The 17,909-nt window shown below is 47.1% G+C and carries 13 protein-coding genes; 9 read left to right on the forward strand and 4 right to left on the reverse strand.

Features of this window, described 5'->3' with window-relative positions; translation table 11 throughout:
• Positions 1-236 precede the first annotated feature (236 nt).
• From A3SI_RS11240 to feoB, 9 genes are all read left to right on the forward strand, one after another.
• Positions 237-839, forward strand: coding sequence for a hypothetical protein (locus A3SI_RS11240; RefSeq protein WP_156810276.1), 603 nt, complete (start codon positions 237-239; stop codon positions 837-839).
• Between the two features lie 305 nt (positions 840-1,144).
• Entirely contained in the window at positions 1,145-2,860 is a 1,716-nt protein-coding gene (locus A3SI_RS11250) for a TonB-dependent receptor (protein WP_083836501.1), read from the forward strand.
• Between the two features lie 135 nt (positions 2,861-2,995).
• Positions 2,996-3,886 (forward strand): outer membrane beta-barrel protein, encoded by an 891-nt coding sequence (locus A3SI_RS11255; RefSeq protein WP_040670760.1) that lies wholly within the window; start codon positions 2,996-2,998, stop codon positions 3,884-3,886.
• A 171-nt stretch (positions 3,887-4,057) separates the two neighbouring features.
• Positions 4,058-5,008 carry a leucine-rich repeat domain-containing protein gene (locus A3SI_RS11260; RefSeq protein ID WP_009055945.1) on the forward strand — a complete coding sequence of 317 codons (951 nt, stop codon included), beginning with the start codon at positions 4,058-4,060 and terminating at the stop codon, positions 5,006-5,008.
• Positions 5,009-5,142: 134 nt separating this feature from the next.
• On the forward strand, positions 5,143-7,935 hold the full coding sequence (locus tag A3SI_RS11265; RefSeq protein ID WP_009055947.1) for a TonB-dependent receptor: 2,793 nt from the start codon (positions 5,143-5,145) through the stop codon (positions 7,933-7,935).
• A gap of 40 nt (positions 7,936-7,975) precedes the next feature.
• Positions 7,976-9,331 carry a hypothetical protein gene (locus A3SI_RS11270; protein WP_040670775.1) on the forward strand — a complete coding sequence of 452 codons (1,356 nt, stop codon included), beginning with the start codon at positions 7,976-7,978 and terminating at the stop codon, positions 9,329-9,331.
• A 53-nt stretch (positions 9,332-9,384) separates the two neighbouring features.
• On the forward strand, positions 9,385-10,359 hold the full coding sequence (locus A3SI_RS11275) for a hypothetical protein (RefSeq protein ID WP_156810277.1): 975 nt from the start codon (positions 9,385-9,387) through the stop codon (positions 10,357-10,359).
• Positions 10,360-10,519: 160 nt separating this feature from the next.
• Entirely contained in the window at positions 10,520-10,744 is a 225-nt protein-coding gene (locus A3SI_RS11280; protein WP_009055952.1) for a ferrous iron transport protein A, read from the forward strand.
• Between the two features lie 191 nt (positions 10,745-10,935).
• Entirely contained in the window at positions 10,936-13,023 is a 2,088-nt protein-coding gene (gene feoB, locus A3SI_RS11285) for a ferrous iron transport protein B (RefSeq protein WP_050977506.1), read from the forward strand.
• Positions 13,024-13,200: 177 nt separating this feature from the next.
• On the opposite strand, the gene A3SI_RS11290 is transcribed toward feoB, so the two are convergent.
• The 4 genes from A3SI_RS11290 to kdpC are packed head-to-tail and all read right to left on the reverse strand — an operon-like array spanning position 13,201 to position 17,906.
• Complete coding sequence (locus A3SI_RS11290) at positions 13,201-14,982, reverse strand: sensor histidine kinase (RefSeq protein ID WP_009055955.1); 1,782 nt, start codon at positions 14,980-14,982, stop codon at positions 13,201-13,203.
• 23 nt (positions 14,983-15,005) lie between these two features.
• On the reverse strand, positions 15,006-16,199 hold the full coding sequence (locus A3SI_RS11295; protein WP_040670764.1) for a histidine kinase: 1,194 nt from the start codon (positions 16,197-16,199) through the stop codon (positions 15,006-15,008).
• 49 nt (positions 16,200-16,248) lie between these two features.
• The gene (locus A3SI_RS11300; protein WP_009055959.1) at positions 16,249-17,337 is read right to left on the reverse strand and encodes a porin; all 1,089 of its coding nucleotides are present in this window, start codon (positions 17,335-17,337) and stop codon (positions 16,249-16,251) included.
• Positions 17,334-17,906: a potassium-transporting ATPase subunit KdpC gene (gene kdpC / locus A3SI_RS11305; RefSeq protein ID WP_009055960.1), complete on the reverse strand. Its 573-nt coding sequence runs from the start codon at positions 17,904-17,906 to the stop codon at positions 17,334-17,336. Before kdpC ends, A3SI_RS11300 begins: the two co-directional genes overlap by 4 nt.
• Positions 17,907-17,909 lie beyond the last annotated feature (3 nt).

Here is a 17,909-nt window from a genome sequence, read left to right on the forward strand (position 1 = left end):
TCAGAAACGATTGCCGGGTTTTTTTTTCGTTAATTTTTAAATCTGCAACAATATTTTGTTTCAGTTTTTGTATTCGTAATGATACGTGTTTATCATTATTGAATTTTTAAATTTATCTGGATTTGCTGACCTTTGTGATGTGGATAAAGGCAAAAATTTGTCAGATTCACAGCACCCAAATAGCCTGCTCTCTGCCTCATTAGAGGTATTTTATTTCACCTAAACCAATTGAAATCATGAGAACAGTGTTAATTACCCTAATCAGCTGCTTTTTTGCAGCTTCAGCTGTCCAAGCCAGTACACAGCTAGAGAAAGAAGAAAAAAAGGATGCTGCTAAGGTGCACGTAAGTGCTACGGCAAGTGAAAATCAGCGCTTACGCCTTCTAGTAGCTCCCGTCTATCCGGCGCCTTACCGTGTTCGCATTTACGATCTGGAGGGTAAGTTGTTATGGAATGAAGTACATAGCAGCTCGCCAGGAAGGCTGCAGTATTATGATCTAAGTCAGACCAGCGTAAACGGGCTCCGCGTTCGTGTGACGCAAGAAAAGGAAGAGCTTTTCGATGAAAAACTAGTTTGGTCTGCAGAAACGATGCCAGCAGTGCTTGCGAAAGTGGATCGTGTCCAGCAGGATCGCGTACGCTTACTCGTTCAAAGTGCCGATAAGGAGTCCGTTAAAATCTCTATTTTAGAGGATAATCGGGTAGTTTTTACCGAAATGCTGCAAGATGCTGGTCAGCTGAAGCGCTATTATGACACGAAGGCGCTATCGGCCACTGCTACAGTGAGCGTGCTCGTGGAAAGCGAAAAAGGTTTCCGTCAGTTGTATGCCGTGCGCTAAGTGTCGAAAACGATTCAAACTAGCTTGATTTACATGTATTTTTTGCCCGTCTCCCTTTGGAGCGGGCTTTTTTCTGTCCCCACCCTTGTTTTTTTTAGCGGCCTCCTCCAACTCTCTTTTCGAAGATTATGTGGCATGGATTCCACGTTTTGAGGTTATTACTCCTCGCATTTTTAAAAAAAAATCCGCTTTCCACGTTTTCATGCCGTTCAGCAAGTTCTCGCATAGGAGGCGGATCATTTTCTTTAATTTTGAATTTAATCGAAAAAAAATTAATGCCATCTATCCATTGATTGGCTCTTTATATGAAAAAATTATCTTTTATAGCTGTCTTTTTTCTTTTGATGGGGTCTGCTTTTGCGCAGCAATTTAGCATCACAGGGAAAATTCAGGAAGTTGGCACAGCAGAGGGCGTTCCCTTCGCGAACCTGTTTTTACTGAAAACTAGTGACTCTACGCAGCTGCAGGGAGCGGTGAGTGATATCGATGGGAATTTCCGTTTTAATAATGTAAGTCAAGGGGAGTACTTGATTCGAATCCAGCTTTTAGGTTACATGAGCCAGGTTTTAGAGGTAGATGTGCAAGAAAATGTGCGCTTAGGCATCATTCCTTTGGCCGAGGAGGCCACCGATCTGTCTGAAGTCGTCGTGCAGGCCCGCAGACCTACGGGCACGGTGCGGGGAGATACGACCGCTTTTAATGCCGATGCATTTAAGACCATGCCTGACGCCTCTGCGCAGACACTTTTGGAGAAAATGCCGGGGATCGATCGGGATGGAGGCTCCCTACAGGCTCAAGGGGAGACGATCGCCCAGATTTTAGTGGATGGAAAACCTTTTTTCGGTACGGACGTGGCCGCCGCGCTGCAAAATTTGCCTGCTGAGGTCATTCAGAGCATCGAAATCTTTGATCAGCAAAGTGAGCTGTCGCAAATGACGGGCTTCGACGACGGGCAGCGCCTAAAGACCATTAATATCATCACCAAACCCGACCGGCGCAAGGGGCAGTTTGGGCGCGGCACTGCGGGCTATGGCAGCGATGAGCGCTACCTGTTAGGGGCGAGTGTGAATTTTTTCGATGAGGACCGCCGCTTTACGCTCACCGGTCTGAGTAATAACATTAACATTCAAAAGTATGCGGCGGATCCGAACACACAGAATGATGGCAATCCACAGCAGGGGATCATCACGACCAACTTGCTCGGGTTTAATTATTCGGATAGCTGGTCGGAGAAGTTAAAAGTGACCGCAAGCTATACCTTTACAGAGACGGAGAATTTCGGGCTGGAGAGCAGGTTTAGGGAGTTTGTGACCGAAGAGGATAATGATCAAACCTATGATGAAAATAGCCGAGATGTGCGGATAAGTCGGCGCCATCAGGCGGATATGCGACTGGAGTATCAGATAAATGAGCGGAATCGGCTCGTCTACATTCCGCGCTTTAGTGCGCGTTTTGAGAATGAAGACTCGGGTTTTGAGGGAATCACGAGAGGGAATATGGGGGTACCCCTGAATACCGTCGAAAACAGCCGCATCGGAAGGTTTAAGGACTTGACGACTTTCCACCGCATGTTTTACAGCCATAAATTCGCGAAAGAGGGCAGGACCTTATCGGCTCGCTTCCGCTTTCGCAAGTCCTTAAATGAGGATGAGTCGAACCGCGTGGCCGTGAATACCTTCTTTATGGAGAACATGAGCACGGAAGAGATTCTGGACCAGCTCATCACACGGGAGCGTGTGGGGACGATGTGGAATACACGCCTTTCCTTTACAGAGCCTCTGGGAGAGAACAGCTTACTCGCCCTCGAATATGGCGTGGGGAACCGCAAAGATGATTCTGAGCAGCTGCTTTTCGATATCCTCTCAGATATCGGCCCTGAGGAAGCCTTGCTCGATACTGCCTTAAGTAATGTGTTTTTTAGCAATTATTTTACACAGCAGTACCAGGCCGGCTACCAGTACAATACAGAAAAGCTTCGCTTTCAGACTGAGCTGCAGTCTTCAGGATGCACTCCTGAATAACGATCAGATTTTCCCCTCCCCGGAACTGATTAACCGCCGCTTCCAAAACGTACTGCCCAGCTTACGCTTCGAGTATCGCTTTACACCGAAAACGAATGTGCAGTTCGATTACGATACCTATACGAATGAGCACAGGTGGAGCAGTTACAGGCAGCCATCAACAATAATAACCCGCTCCAGCTGCGCACAGGAAATCCAGAGCTAGATCAGGCCTTTACCAATCGTATGCGGGTTCGCTTCCGCAGCAATAACCCGGATACGGACCGCAACTGGTTTCTCTTTGCGCAGGCGCGCTTCACGGATGACCTGATTACGAACAGTGTGCTGATCGCCGAGGAGCCGATTATCTTAGATGGTGGCGTGGTGCTGCAGCGGGGCAGTCAGCTGAATAAGCCGGTCAACTTAGACGGCTATCGTGAATTTCGTTCTTGGTTCAGCTACGGGTTCCCGGTGGACTTCATCAAGTCTAACTTGAGTCTGAACTCAGGTTTCAGTGCCATTCGTCGCCCAGGACAGATTAATGAGTTGATCGGATTTAATAATAGCTTGCGCTACAGTGCAGGGTTTTCCCTCAGCAGTAACATTAGCGAGCGCGTAGATTTTAATCTGTGGTCCCGTTCTTCTTTTAACCAAGTGGAAAACAATCTGAATCCGCGGCTAAATAATGATTTCTTTCAGCAGCGCACCCGTTTTAACTTTAACTGGATCATTTGGCAGGGTTTTATTTACCGTTTGGATGTGAACCATCAGATAAATCGCGGTTTAGCGCCGGGCTTTGATGCGGATTTTGTGTTGGTGAATATGAGTTTGGGGAAGAAAATCTTCAAAAACCAGCGGGGCGAGGTCAGTTTGATGGTTTATGACCTTTTCGGTCAAAACGCGAATGTGCGCCGAAATATTACGGAGACGTTTATCGAAGATGTGCAGTCGAATGTGCTGCAGCAGTATGTGATGCTGACGTTCACGTATAATTTGCGCCGTTTTTCGAAGGGCATGAGTGAAAGTGATTTAAAGGAGATGTTTTAGGGCCGTGAAAATAGGGCGGGCTGTTACTTTACTGTTACCTAGGGGTTATGCTTCCGCCAACCTTTTAGCGTATAGATTACCCTTTCTTTACGATAGGGAATAGGGCTTGTCTCCATTTTTTGACTTGTATAGTTTTGGGCATCATTAAAAACAGAACTAAACTAAACAAGTATGAAAAGCCCTGTTCTATCTAGGATTGGTGCGAACTCTTTTTTCGCCCTCTGTCTGTCTGCTCTTTTTCTTATGTCCTCGTGCAGTGATGAGGTAGATCCGATCGTGGAAGATGATCCAGAGCCGGAATTAGTAACGATCACTGATCCAGAACTACTCGACATCGTCCTGGAGACACTTAATCTTAACTCTGCAGCCGCTTTGAATGAGGAAAGTATCAAAGGACTTACCTCTTTAAATCTAAGTAATTCCGTAGTAGCTTCTTTTTCTGGTCTGGAAAAAGCAGAAAACTTAGAGGTCCTGCTTGGTAGAGGCTTAGACGTAGCAGATTATAGTCCACTTTCTGGTCTAGTAAACTTAGAAGAAATCGACTTACGTGATGCTGTACTGCCGACTAGTCTGGAGTGGTTAAGTGCGCTTGAAAATCTACGCGCTTTAGATGTACAAAATACGGCTGTAGCCGATATTTCCGCTCTTTCGGGCAAAACAAATCTGAAAGTGCTCAATCTCAGAGAAACAGATGTCACCGATATCAGTGCACTTGAAGGCATGGTACAGCTAGAGTTTTTGAACTTGAATCGTGCCGGTGGTGGAAATGGTATCGATAATCCTGAGGTAATCATTCCTTTCGAAAATCTCTATTACCTCAGCCTGCGTAACACCAATCTCGGAGACGAACTTTTCGCTGAGCTTATGGCAAATAAAACGCAGTTAGTAGAGTCTAATGTCCGTAACACGGGTATCACATCTGTGGCTCCATTAGTGGCACTGTTCGAAGCTGGCGCTTTTACAGAAGCACTTTCTACGCAGTATGGCAATAAAATTTCTTTGGATCTTCAAAATAATGCGATCACTGATCTTTGTCTGATTAATGCTTGGACAGGAAACTTTCCTGAAGGAGAGTTAGAGTGGTCCGCCGTGGCAGGTGATTTTGAGAACTGCGAAGAGTAGTTGAGTTTTAGTTAAAACCGATAGGTGTATGCTGCAAGGTACACCTATCGGTTTCCTTACCTTCTTTGATTATCCCATTTCTATCCCTAAACTGTACGTCGCGATTTCCCCAGCGGCGCTAATACCTTATTGCCTTGAAACGTTTATTTGGCTTTCTTATCGGCTACCTTTTTTTTGCGCTGGCCGCGCAAGGGCAAGCCGTCCATCCCGTGAAGGGCTTTGTTTTCGATGAAAATAAAGAGCCCATGATCGGAGCTGTAGTCCAACTTATGGCAAGCCCTCAGCTGCACGCTGCTATAGTCGGTTTAGATGGTTCTTTTCAGTTTTCAGCCATTCCAGCAGGCACTTATCGTTTAGAAGTAAGCTATCTCGGTTATAAAACGTATGAAGACCGTGTGACCATTTCGGAAAGCACGAAGCTAGCGAACATCCTTTTGGAGGCCGACAGCCAAACGCTTGGAGAGGTCGTCGTGTTAGGTGAGGCCAACAGAGGTTCGGAGGCACAGGCACGGAAGCTTGAACAGCAAGCGCTTAATACCATTAATGTGGTTTCTGCGAAATCCATAGAGCTTTCTCCAGATATTACTGTCGCGAATGTGGTGCAGCGTGTCTCAGGGCTTTCTATTGAGCGTAATGCCAGCGGTGATCCGCAGTATGCGATTGTGCGTGGAATGGATAAACGCTACAACTATACCTTAGTAAATGGTGTAAAAATTCCTTCTCCTGATAATCGCAACCGTTATGTGCCATTGGATATTTTTCCTGCGCAGATGTTGGAGCGCCTTGAGGTAGCAAAAAGTTTGACCGCAGACATGGAGGGAGATGCTATCGGTGGAAGTGTTAACATGGTCATGAAAAGCGCACCTGAAGAGTTCGAAGTGAATGCAGACTTTCAGATGGGCTATAATACGATTCATTTTAACCGCCCTTTTTACAGCTATGACCGAAGTACAGAGAATCGTTTGTCGCCAGGAGAGCGTTTCGGTTCACGCTATGAGGCCACTATGGCTGATTTTTCCACCCAAAACCTGCTGGTACAATCCAGCCAGCCGCTTCCGGATCTTTTTGGTGGGCTTACGATTGGCAACCGATTTTTAAATAACAAGTTAGGAATTATGGTGGGTGCCTCTGTCCAAAACTCTTTCCGAGGTGCCGACAGAGACTGGTACAAGATCGATGCAGATCCCCTGGGCACTGGCCGCCCTTCTTTATCCAGTTATCAAGAGCGGGAAACGTCCATTCAGCAGTTTCGGTTAGGCGTGCACAGCAAAATCGATTATCGGATTAATTCTGCCCATCAGCTAAGTTTGTATTATGGGGACTTCACCCTTAACGACTTTGAGGTCCGTGAAATGATCAGTAGTGATCGCGACATTTCTCCAGACAATGTGAATGCTACCTATTTGTACCAAACGCGCGTGCGTTCTACCTACAGTGGTATTCGAAACGCGACGCTACAGGGAACCCACGCTTTTTTCTACGATCGTCTGCTAGTCGACTGGTCGGCACTGATGTCTCGCGCGGACTTTGATCGCCCTGATAATGCTATATTCATCCGAAATGGAGGTGTAGAAAATGGTCGCATCATGCCACAAAACATTGAAAGAAGAAATCCGCGACGCTGGGAAAAGCATTACGATGAAGACATTACGGTGCATGTGAATCTGCGCTATAACTTCGCCTTAAGTGGACTAAAGGAAAGTTATGTGAAATTCGGTGGGATGTATCGTGATAAAGAACGGGGCGCTCTCTTTAACCGCTATCGCTTCGACCCTGATCCACCCCTACAGGTGGAAGGTGAGCAGTGGAATGATTTTTCGGAGGTACGCTGGCAGTTGCTTAATCCAACGGGAACATTGGGCCATGCCCTAAACTACAATGCCCTCGAGCAGATCGGAGCCTATTACCTATCTGCACATGGTACGGTAGGGCAAGTGGAGTTTCAGGGTGGCCTTCGCGTAGAACATACGAATCAGGGTTATGTGTCGCGGACGACCAATCAGTTTGAGATTTCGGAGCTTTTTCAGGTGTATACCGACTTCCTGCCGAGTGGTGGATTTAAGTGGAGACCTAAAGAGGATGTAAATGTGCGCGGTAGTTACTATAAGGCCATTAACAGGCCCGGTTATTTTGAAATCGTAGATGGTATTTCTGATGAGGATGATGAGTTTCCTTTTCGTGGAAACCCGAACGTAACACGGGCGATAGCAGATAACTTAGACTTACGCTACGAATATTTTCCACGAGCGAATGAGCAGTTCCTTTTTGGGGCCTTTTATAAGCGGATAGAGGACCCTATCGAGCTTTTACTTGTGCGACAAAACTCCTTGACCACAGGTCCCCGAAACTTAACACCCACGAATTCGGGCACGGCTACTAACTGGGGCTTGGAGATGGATTACAGTAAATTTTGGAATCAGTTTGGGCTCAGGATGAATTATACTTTTACACGTTCATCGCTTACCACGATGAAAAGTGAACGGGTACGTGAAAATCCTGAGGATCCTAGTTCTCAGTTAATTCTTCGTGAATCCTTTCAGACCCGCCCGCTGCAGGGGCAGGCTGATCATATCGGGAATCTTAGCTTGCTGTATAAAAATCAGAGAAGCGGCACGGACATCCAGTTGAGTGCAGTGTATACAGGTGAGCGGATCGAGATCGTATCCCCATGGTTAGGGCTGGACATTTGGTCACGGCCTTTTACCCAGCTAGACTTTTCTGCCGAGCAGCGGATCGGTTCTTGGGTGCTGTTCGTGAAAGCCAACAACCTACTGAATTCGCCTTACGAACTTTTCGTGAAAAAGCCCCGAAAGACAGAGCAGCTTAGCTTTCCTCTGCAAGATCGAGAAGGGCAGACGATCGTTCAGCGCGACTATTTCTGGCAGTCTTTCCGCCTCGGTGTCCGCTATAAATTCAATGCGCTATAAAATCAATATTCATAATCAATTCAATTCTATCATGCGAAACATGAAACGTAAACTAAACTTTATCTACATAGGTGTGCTAGCGCTTTTGCTGGCTTCCTGCGGCGATAATTCCTTTTTTGAGGACAACGATGATCCAAATTTAGGAGAAGAGACGAACGTTCCGGAGGGATTTATCGGGCTAGAAGGAGAAGTAAGTGGTACTTTAGGTCCAGATCAACAGTACTGGGTAACGGGTGATCTGTTTATTCGTGAGGGAGAAAGTCTTACCTTATTGGAAGGGACGACACTTATTATGGATGGAAATGGCCGTCCTGGAGGAAGCCCCGAAATTAATGTGGCAGGTAGCTTGTACAGCTATGGTACAGCCGAAAAACCAAATTATATCGGCGTAGAGGAAAGTAAGCGCTCCGTCGCAAATATTTTCCGTGGATTTTGGGGAGGGGTGATTGGCACCGACACTGCTAAAGACATGGTGTTCGAATATACCAGTATAGAATTCGCCGGTGCTCCAGCTGAGGCGGGTTCCTCTATCGTAGCCGAAGGGGAAATCGATGAAGGAGAGCCGCGCTATGCCGTTTATATGGTGAATCCTGAAGGTAATTTTATCATGTGGCATTCACGTATCGCGTACACCAAAGACGACGCTATCCGCTTAAATGGTGCCAAAACACTTATTGCCTACAGTGAATTTGCTTTTAACGGCGAGACAGGCGGAGAGTCAGTGAATACGAAAAGTGGTGTGGTAGGAGACTTCTGCTACAATATTTTTTATGGTATCGCAACAAACGGTTTGAAAGCGGCCAATTCAAAAGGGCGTCAGCCACAGTGTAACAACAATTATTATAACAATACCATCGTGAACTCAGGCTGGAGAAGGTCTCAAGCAGGTCGTGGAGGTTCTTTAAATTACGAAAATGGGGCTAGAGGTGAGGTGTTTAATAATTTAGTAGTCGATAGCCGTTATGGCTTGCGTCTTTTCCCACCAGATGATGAGCCCGATATGCCAAATATGCGCTGGGGAAATCATTATTATTATGGAAATAACGCAGAATCTGTCGAAGGTTTTCATCCGGAAAATGGTCTAATAGGAATGAACGTACCAGGTTATGAAGATGTAATTATTCCATCTTCCGATGTTTTCGGCGGAATTGGGGAAAATGACCCACTTTTTGTCGATTACAATGTAGGAAGCTTTACGCCAGCTAACTTTCGTGCGCTGAATGACGTCGGGTTTATCACGAATATGTTCGAGAAATTCAAGCTGAGCCCAGAAAGCCCTGCACTAACAGGAGGGAATACAGCATTTTCGCCGATCTTCAGCTCCTATGAGGTGAATGGCAAAACCTACACGACGCCACTGCCAAGTGAGTTTATGGGCGCTTTAGGTGCAAATTAAATCGTATTTAATATAAGCGGGTGCTTCCAAGTGGAGCACCCTTTTTTCTTATCATGAGTTGGAAAACAAGTAAAGCCCTTTTCTTAGCCAGCTGTCTGGCCGCTTGTGCAGCAGGTGAAGAGCCGGTGGCAGAAGCCTTTGACTGGGGAGCAGAAACACCCTTTGAGTTGGACTATACCCTGCCCTTAGGGCTAAATCGTGCGGAAGGACTCTTTGCGCCGGAAGGCGCGGCTATGGGAGAAAGTGACCTTATCGAAGCTTCAGGCATCGTCATGAGTAAGGCGAATCCCGGCTTTCTCTGGACACATGAGGACAAAGGCAACACGAATGAACTCTTTTTACTGGATGCCCAAACAGGGGAAACCGTGAAAAGTGTGCGCTTAGGTACCCTTTTTAATCGCGACTGGGAAGATATCGAGCTTGGCCCCGGACCTGATCCGAATAAACAGTATCTCTACGTCGGAGAGGTCGGAGATAATGATCGGGTGTATCGCGACTATAAGATTTACCGCTTAGAAGAGCCAGAGGTGCTGCTGGATGGATCCGCTGGCCCTCAGGTCATTTCGAATGAACAGATCGAAACTATCTTGTTTACCTATCCCGACCGGCGGCGTCATGATGTGGAAACCTTACTGCTGGACCCCTGGACCAAAGACCTTTTTCTGGTCACCAAGCGGGACTTTTTCTCTATGATCTATGTCTTGCCATACCCACAAGATACAGAGAATGCCCAAGAAGCCATTTTAGTGGGTTCTTTCCCTTTTACACGTGCTGTGGGCGGGAATATCTCCTTCGATGGCCGCGAGATGCTGCTTAAAACGTATGAACATGTCTTGTTTTGGCAGCGTGAGGAAGGGGAGACCATGCGTGAGCTCTTTCAGAAAACACCCCTTTTGGCTCCCTATAATCCTGTGGAACCTCAGGGAGAAGCCATCTGTTTCGATGCTGAAAAGGGGTATTTTACCCTTAGCGAGTTCAGTAATGCGATTACTCCTGTGCTCTACCACTATGAGCGCTTGCGACAGTAAGCGCTTATAATTTGTGTTCTTTTGCGCCACAGCGCAAAGGCCAAGCAAGTCCTGTGGCCCGGATTTTTACCCTCCCGTGAAATCCGGGCTTTTTTTCTAGGAGGGTGGGCGAACATTTCCCGAAGGCATGACGTTAAAATTACGTTTTAGCCTTTACTGCATGAGTTCTACCTTCCTTTCTGCTGCCGAAATGCCTCGGGAGCAAGAGTTCCGTATCAGTGCCCTGCATACTTCTCCTATTCAAGTGCAGCTTCAAGCCCTCGGCGTGCTCGTGGGCAAGCCCATTCGACTGCTCCAGCAGGCCCTTTCGGGGGTGCCATGGCCTTTCAGGTGGGAAGCTCACGCATCTGCATCCGAAAGGAAGAAGCAGCCACCATCGCCGTAGTTCCGCTCCGAGGCTAAAAAAAGGCACTAGCGGAGATGCCTGCGTTTGCTTTGGCGCTAGCCCAAACACCCACGTGAAGGGTCTGACCGCCCACCGTGTCGCTCCTGCTCTTATAAGTAAAATTCTGTACTCTTAAATAATAGTTCTAATGGCCCCACAGCCAACCCTCACCCGCACCCGTACTCGCTCTTATCGGAAATCCGAACGTCGGAAAATCCAGTCTGTTTAATGCGCTTACGGGCTTGTCCCAAAAGGTGGGCAACTATCCCGGTGTGACTGTGGATAAAATGGAGGGCCGGCTGAGCCTCGATGGGGAGACGCTGCGGCTGCTGGACTTGCCCGGAACGTACACGCTGCTGCCTAAGTCGGAAGATGAGTCGGTGGCCTTTCGGGTGCTTAGCGGGCTGGAGGAGCCGGTGGATGGGGTGCTCGTGGTGCTGGATGCCACCCAGCTGGATCGGGGGCTGCTGCTGGCCACGCAGGTGATGGATTTAGGGCTGCCAGTAGGGCTGCTGCTGACCATGAAAGATGTGGCGGAGCGCCAAAACATCCAGCTGAAAACCCATCTGCTTTATCAGCGCTTAGGATTGCCGGTGCTGCTCTGCGATGCGCGGAAAAAGGAGGGTATCGCGGGCGTGAAGGAGCTGCTGGCAGGGGAGGCCCTGCGCGCACAGGAAGCGGTGCAGCTGCCGCTGGAGCAACTGCTACCGACGGAGTTTTTGGCGGCTGTGCAAAGTAAATTTGGCCTTTCCAATCCCTATCAGGCCTACTTGTGGACCTTATTCGCTGCAGCTAATCCCCAGCTCGGTCGGGAGGATTTAGCCTGGCTGCAGGAGAAAATCGACATGTACCAACTGGATCCGGAGACGCTGCAGCAGGAAGAAATGCGCCATCGGGAGGCACAGGTTCAGGCGCTTTTAAGGGATGTGGTGGTGGAGGCAGCTCCGCAAGTGCAGGCTGCTGCGAGCCGCTGGGATCTGGATCGTCTACTCCTACATCCTTTCGGTGGCTACGCCGTATTTTTGGCGTTGATGCTACTCATTTTTCAGGCGATTTTCACCTGGGCGGAAGTGCCTATGGACTGGATCGATGCCGGCATGGCGGAGCTATCGGCCCTGCTGGCGGAGGCGCTGCCCGCAGGTGCGCTGACAGATTTACTGACGGAGGGGCTGCTTCCTGGCATCGCGGGGGTAGTGATTTTTATTCCCCAGATCGCCTTGCTCTTTGGGTTTTTGGCTTTTTTAGAGGACTCGGGCTACCTTTCCCGCGTGGTATTTCTGATGGATCGCTGGATGCGGCCACTGGGGCTGCACGGTAAAAGTGTGGTGCCTCTAATTTCGGGTATGGCCTGCGCGATTCCTGGCGTGATGGCTGCACGTAGCATCTCGAACCGCAAGGAGCGCCTTATTACCATGTTGGTAACCCCTTGGATGAGCTGTTCGGCACGCCTGCCCATTTACATCATTTTGATCGGACTCATCCTGCCGGACACGAGCTTTTTAGGCGTTCGGGTGCAGGCATTGGCCCTGCTGGGCATGTATGTCTTGGGGCTGGTAGCCACCCTGTTAGGGGCATGGGTGCTGCATCGCCTTTTGAAAACGGAGGAGAAAAGCTATTTATTAACCGAGCTTCCGCTGTACCGCTGGCCGCGTCCGGTGGCGGTGCTGCAGGCGATGGTGCAGAAATCCCGCGTTTTCGTGTGGCAGGCCGGGCGCGTTATTTTAAGTATTTCGATCGTCCTCTGGGTGCTGGCTAGCTATGGGCCTACGGCCAAAATGGAGGCATTAGAAGCGGAGCAGGAGCTACAGCTGGCCGCGGCGGAAGGCGAGGAGCAGGTGGAAGAGATTGAGCGTTACTTCGCCTCCCAGCGCCTAGAAAATTCCTATATGGGCATGCTGGGACAGTTTATCGAGCCTGCCATCCGCCCCCTTGGTTATGACTGGAAGATCGGCATCGCGCTCTTGACCTCCTTCGCGGCACGCGAAGTGTTCGTCGCCACGGTCGCTACCATTTACAGCGTGGGAGAGGACGTGGAGGATGTTCGCACCATCCGGGAAAAAATGGGCGAGGCGGTGCATCCCGACACAGGTGAAAAGGTCTACACGACGGCCACAGGTTGGTCGCTGATGCTCTTCTATGCCCTCGCGATGCAGTGTATGAGCACGCTGGCCGTGATGCGGCGTGAAACGAAAACCTGGAAGTGGCCGCTGCTGCAGGCACTGGTGATGACCGTGCTGGCCTATAGTGTGGCGGCCTGCACGTATGCACTTTTAGCTTAAGCAGGATAGGATGGGTGTACAAGAGATTATCGTTTTTCTCCTTTTTGCGGCGGTGCTGCTGCGGTTTGTGTGGAGGTTTTGGCCTCGGCCAAAGGGTACGAAGCCAGATTCCACGCCTGGTGCCTGTGGGAGCTGTGGCTGTGGGCAGAAACCGTAAAAGAGGGTAAATATTGAATACTACGCTTTTGGAAGCGTAAGCCAGAAGCGTGCTCCCTGGCCCTCTTGACTCGATACCCCAATCTGGCCATCCATGGCTTCAATAAATTCTTTGCTAATAGCTAAACCAAGCCCTGTCCCTCTTTTTTTCGATCCCGGTACTTGATAATATTTTTGAAAGAGCTGATCTTGATACTTATCAGGTATTCCTTTCCCATAGTCTTCCACCTCGATCAAAAAGGAGTGCTCAGGTTGTTCTGTGCAGCGCACTGAAATTCGGGTATCCTCGTACGAATACCGAATAGCATTCGATAATAGATTTATAATTACCCAAGTGACTTTATTTTCATCTCCATAAGCTTCTGCTTTTTTGGGAAGAGTTAGTTCAAGGCTTACATTTTTTTCGTCCAGTTGGCGCTGAAGTGCTTCTTGAGCAACTTGTATGCATGAGTGAATGGAAAATATCTCTTTTTCCAACAGTATTTTTCCAGACTCTGCCTGTGTGATGTCTAGAAGTTCACTCGTAATGGAGAGCAGTCTGTTTTTATCTTCTTCAAGTCCTTTTATTAGTTTACGCTGCTCTTCATTTAGCAGGCCTGTTTGCTGATGACGCAAGAGCTGAAGGCCAAGGCCTATGGATGCTATGGGTGTTTTAAGTTCATGCGAAACAGTGGCGATAAAAGCCGTTTTCGCCTTGTCTCGCTCATTAAATTGGGTAATATCTGTTAGCACGATAACACACCCTGCAAGCTGCACTTGCAGTGTGTTTTCCTGTGCTAGAGGAATCGGAATAATTTCCTGAGTAAATGTTTTTTCTTCTTGATTGATAATGATTTGAATCGTTTTTAAAGTCGTTTGACCATCAGTAAATGCGGCTATATCTCTTGCTACAGTAGCTAAAAAATCATTTTTAAGGGCCGTTTCTCGTATCGGAAGGTGCATGACCTCCTCTCTATTTACGTTAGCTATTTCGGCGGCGTATGCATTTAAAAAAATCAAGTGACCATTTTCATCCACTCCAATAACACCCTCATGCATCTGATTTATAATGGCCTCGATGCGTGTTTTTTCAGAATGAAGTTGGGCTATGGAACTGCTTTCATAGTCTTTTAGTTTTGATGCCATTACATTAAACGAATGGGCGATCTCTCCGATTTCGTCCTGCTGGTTTATGGTAAGCTGATGATTGTATTTTTTAGAAGTAATGGCTTTAATTCCTTCATTTAATTTCGTGAGCGGTTCAAAAATAATTTCAGGGAATCCAAAAATAAATAGAAAGCTCAAAAAGGACCCAGTTAGTCCTATAATCGCCATATAAAGCACGTTTCTCTCTGCAGTGGTATTGGCCCTCTCGTTTTTTCTTAATAATGTTTCAGCGTTGAGCGCATAAATCGTAGACGCAGTTTGTTGTATCGCGGCTATTTGTGCGATAATTTCTTCTAAGCTTCCTGTTTCCGTAAGAAGGCCAAGCCCTTTGACCTGCCTTTCTAGTGTTTCTGTTAGTTTATCCTCTCCAGGTTCGGTGATGTTATTGCGCTGAAGCGCAATGAGACCCTCCATTAGAGATAAATAGTCCTCCTGAGTGGAGGTTTTTGGGTTTTCAATAACCACTAAAGAGGCCGTTAACTCGTCTGCAGTTTCTTTCAGCCCTTGCATGTAGTTTAGGGTTCTGTAGTTGTCTTGTATGATGGCCCTAGAATCTGTGGCTAACTGTCGGATAAACAGACTTCCTAGACTTGAAAGCACTACGATAAGTAAAAATAAGAAGCCGAAAGAGAGGTATAGTTTTGTTTTTAAGGACATGAGGGTCTGCAGTAAGTTGAGAGTTAGGTGACTACGATAAGATCGATATCCGTGGTCGCAATATGCTGTAAGAGATTTTGAAAGTGGTTTTTACCTCGTAATTTTCGCCAAAGACTTTGATTGGGTTTACCGATCACGATATTCGTGACATTATGAAACTGTGCCGTTTCATAAAGTACATCTGCTATTTTAGTTTTTGTGCTGTAATAAATCTTCGCTCCATGCTCTTGCTGATGCATAGAACGTTGTTTTTCGATTTCATCCTGTGTACAGTGGCTCTCGTAAATGTAAATTTTAGCTCCAAGTGTACTGGCCAAATGGAGATTTTGTAGTAGCTTGGTTTCCTTTCTGCTGGCTAAACGTTCAGTTGACGTTTGAGGTGTACGTACATAGACCACGAGCCATTCTGCCCGGTAATTGCTGGCCAGACGTGAAGTTTTACGAATTACCTTTCTTGCTTTGACTTCGTCCGTGCTAATGCATGCCATGAACCGCTCGACGATACTTCCTTTTTCTCCTTGTACATGTTGAATTTTGTGTTCTAAATTTTTAGCTACTTCTAACAGCGCCAGCTCTCGGAGCTGTAATATTTTTTCTACTTGGAAAAAATGATTTAATGCTTGCTCAATTTTCTCTTTCTTGTAAATTTTTCCATGTTTAAGACGCTTTATCAAGTCCTCAGCGGGTAAATCGATGCTTACGATTTCATCTGCTTGCCTAAAAAATGTGTCAGGCACCCTTTCGTTTACTGCTACACCGCTTAATTGTTTTACTTTATCATAAAGACTTTCCACATGTTGGACATTACAGGCTGTGATAACGTGAATTCCAGCGTCTATTAATTCGAGCACATCTTCCCACCTTTTTTTGTTTCTACTACCGGGTATGTTGGTATGCGCCAGCTCATCTACTAAAACTATGGTGGGCCTCTGCTCCAGTATAAGGTCTAGATTCAGTTCTTGAAGCGTTTTTCCTTTATAAAAAACTTCTTTCAGCGGAATAACGGGAAGGTTATCTACTAGCTTAGCCGTTTCTACTCTGCCATGCGTTTCTATGTAGCCGATCCTTACGTCTTCCCCTGCCTGTAAGAGTTCATGGGCCTCCTGCAGCATGCGGTAACTTTTACCCACTCCCGCTACCATTCCAAGGTAGATTTTCAACCTTCCTTTTTTGGCCTTTTTTATTAGTTGTAAAAAGTAATCCGGTGTCGTTTTCATAGAAGAAAGGTAAAGCACTACCAGCAGCAGGTAGCGCTTTACAGTATAGTTACGGTATAGTAATGGCTAAAGACCCGATTATATGGGTATTGTTTCGAACCAGTTGATTGTTTTGTTCGAAGATGGGGCTTGCGTTATACAGCTGTCGGGCTTCCATTCGAAACAAGATGTTCTTTGTGATCATTCTGTCTAAGGTAAAAGACGCGCCGGTAGCGCGGATACCATCGGGTGAAATGCTTTCGATAATCACGCCCTCTTTGTCTTGGTAGTATTCCCCCCTAAGCGCTACAGCCCAGCGCTCATTTAGTTCCATACGTAAAATTCCTACTGGGGCTATCCATGTATCCATATTTCTCTCGGCTGCTACATTTTCCGCTGCAGCTTCTTGGAAACCGAAGTCAAACCCTAAGATGAGGTCTAGACGATTGGATAACTGGAAAATCCCATATAAATTATTAAAGTACCGCATACGACGTTCTTCTGTAGGAAAGTCATTCCCGACGAAAGTACTCCAATTTAATGTAAGTTTTTCACTTGGAGTATGTGTGATACGAGAACCGAAAGCAGGGGTGGTATTCCCATCAGGGCGCTGAATGCGCTGCCAACCGTTAAAAACACCAACTTCGAATTCCCAGCGTGTGTTAGGGGTATAGGTGAGCTTAGCTCCAGAAAGGAAATAGGGCGAGTTTTCTGCTAGTAAACTTCTCGTAAGCGTAAAATTTTCAGCAGAAATGGCTGATTCGAAGCCGATGTGCGAGGCGAAAATTCCCGCATCAATCCACAGTTTTCTTTCTTGATCTAAGGCGACTCCCGCATAAGCTTCGAAAACATTTTGAAGCAAGGGCTGCTCAGCGGCCATATTATACTGCGGGAAGGTACCGACCATAAGTCCAAGTCCTCCGCGGTAGTTTGCTCCTTCGAGATTCATTTGAATGAGTCCGAGGTTAAGATTTACTTCATTATGTCGCGAATGGTTGAATAGGAAGTCGGGACGTTCGTTTGTGAAAGGGCGATTGAAATCGAACCCATAATAAACATCTACAAAACCGCTTACGTTAATTTCAGGTCTTTTAGACTCTTGTGCGCTTAGTCTTAGCGATGCAAAGATGAGAAGCAGCAGTAGGGTTACTTTTTTCATGGGTTGGTAAGGGGATATTTTTGATCTAATTCGATATTAAGTTTAAGTACATGAATGGTCTCTTTTGGGCCGAATAGGCCCAAAAGTGCCCCCTGGGTATGCCTTTCCAGCATCTCCATAAGCGTGTTTTCTGAGATTCCTCTTGCCTTCGCGACTCTTTCTAGCTGGAAAATGGCTGCCTGCAAGGAGATGTGAGGATCCAGGCCGCTTCCGGAGCTAGTCACTAAATCCACGGGAATGTCGCTTGCTTTTTTCTCTGGGTGCTGTTCCAGCAAAAAGGCTATGCGACCTTTTACTTGTTCGTGAAACGCCTGGTTAGAGGGGCCAAAATTCGACCCTCCTGTATCTGCTCCATTGTAATCCACATCGGAGGGACGGCTCCAGAAGTAAGGAGCAGAGGTAAACGCTTGCGCGATATTTTCAAATCCTCTCAGTTCCCCATTGATGTAAAGTGGCTTCCCATTTGCCTGATGGGGGAGTAATTGGCCTATGGCCCAAATACTTAGGGGATAAAGTATTCCGAAGAGTACTAATGTAGTGACGATGAGTGTTAAGGTAGTACGTAGCATACC

It is taken from the genome of Nitritalea halalkaliphila LW7, assembly GCF_000265075.1.
Taxonomy (GTDB): domain Bacteria; phylum Bacteroidota; class Bacteroidia; order Cytophagales; family Cyclobacteriaceae; genus Nitritalea; species Nitritalea halalkaliphila.

Coding starts and splice junctions, on each gene's coding strand:
- A3SI_RS11240 (WP_156810276.1), top strand. CDS start 237: ATGAGAACAGTGTTAATTACCCTAATCAGCTGCTTTTTTGCAGCTTCA.
- A3SI_RS11250 (WP_083836501.1), top strand. CDS start 1,145: ATGAAAAAATTATCTTTTATAGCTGTCTTTTTTCTTTTGATGGGGTCT.
- A3SI_RS11260 (WP_009055945.1), top strand. CDS start 4,058: ATGAAAAGCCCTGTTCTATCTAGGATTGGTGCGAACTCTTTTTTCGCC.
- A3SI_RS11270 (WP_040670775.1), top strand. CDS start 7,976: ATGAAACGTAAACTAAACTTTATCTACATAGGTGTGCTAGCGCTTTTG.
- A3SI_RS11275 (WP_156810277.1), top strand. CDS start 9,385: ATGAGTTGGAAAACAAGTAAAGCCCTTTTCTTAGCCAGCTGTCTGGCC.
- A3SI_RS11280 (WP_009055952.1), top strand. CDS start 10,520: ATGAGTTCTACCTTCCTTTCTGCTGCCGAAATGCCTCGGGAGCAAGAG.
- A3SI_RS11290 (WP_009055955.1), bottom strand. CDS start 14,982: ATGTCCTTAAAAACAAAACTATACCTCTCTTTCGGCTTCTTATTTTTA.
- A3SI_RS11295 (WP_040670764.1), bottom strand. CDS start 16,199: ATGAAAACGACACCGGATTACTTTTTACAACTAATAAAAAAGGCCAAA.
- A3SI_RS11300 (WP_009055959.1), bottom strand. CDS start 17,337: ATGAAAAAAGTAACCCTACTGCTGCTTCTCATCTTTGCATCGCTAAGA.
- kdpC (WP_009055960.1), bottom strand. CDS start 17,906: ATGCTACGTACTACCTTAACACTCATCGTCACTACATTAGTACTCTTC.